Source organism: Treponema endosymbiont of Eucomonympha sp. (assembly GCF_001028545.1).
This window is the reverse complement of sequence record NZ_BBPW01000224.1, coordinates 1-978: the sequence shown is the minus strand read 5'-3', so window position 1 is coordinate 978 and position 978 is coordinate 1. Positions and strand designations below refer to the sequence as shown.

Annotated in this window: 1 protein-coding gene; it reads right to left on the bottom strand. The window is 40.6% G+C overall.

The genetic code is table 11. The features are described 5' to 3' along the window. Positions 1–448: 448 nt before the first annotated feature. A partial coding sequence (locus tag AWU74_RS06130; protein ID WP_062328574.1) for a manganese efflux pump MntP occupies positions 449–978 on the bottom strand: 530 nt, incomplete at its 5' end.

Here is a 978-nt window from a genome sequence, read left to right as displayed (position 1 = left end):
GATGCACTTATGGCTTATTATGATACGATTGACAGCGGATTGAAGACGGTTTTCGCCCGCCGCGGCAACACAGCGCGGCGGTTTTTTTATGCCCCGGCGACTTCCCCGCAGACTGCAAAAACCGCCCTTTTCACCGTATTTTCTCACACCGCACCGCCGCAGGAGAGTAAATCTATGATAGACATAGATTTACGCGCACGACCCACAGATGCGCACTCTGTCTTTATATAGAATATCGACAGAAAAACAGCGATAAACAAAGCAAAAAAAGTATAGACAAAATGCAAAAAGCATCCTATAATAATACCATTGCATAGCGTATTGCCCCTGCTCTTAATCTGTGGGTCGCAGGTTCGAAGCCTGCATGGCTCAAAAAAAAATAAGTCCTTATCAGATGCAGATTATTTATGCGTGGGTTTAAAACCCCGTCGCAAAGCGGCGGGTTTTTTTATTGAAAAAACAAATGTTCCAGTAATATTTTCATGCCAAGTATAACGAGAACTGCTCCACCCGTAAATTCTGCCCTGGATTTAAATTTTTCCCCCAGTATATTGCCTGTTTTTACGCCGAGCGTTGATATAGTGAATGTCGTTATGCCTGTTATTAGTATTGTCATAAAAATATTTATTTTAAAAAAAGCAAAGGTTATCCCTATTGCCAATGCGTCAATGCTGGTCGCAAATGCCAAAACAAACATTTTTGCAAAACCAAAAGAATATCCGTTCGGTTTTTTCTCTTCATGTTCTTTTGATACACTGTCTTTTATCATTTTTCCTCCAATAAATCCGAGTAAAACAAATGCGAGCCAATGGTCCAAAAATTGAATCTTATTTGCAAAATAAACTCCCAAAAAATATCCTATTGTCGGCATTGCTGCCTGAAATAAACCAAAATATATGCCCGGCAGCAACATTTCCGGTACTGTTGGTTTCTTTACGGATAAGCCTAACGTAATTGATACGGCGAATGCGTCCGCTG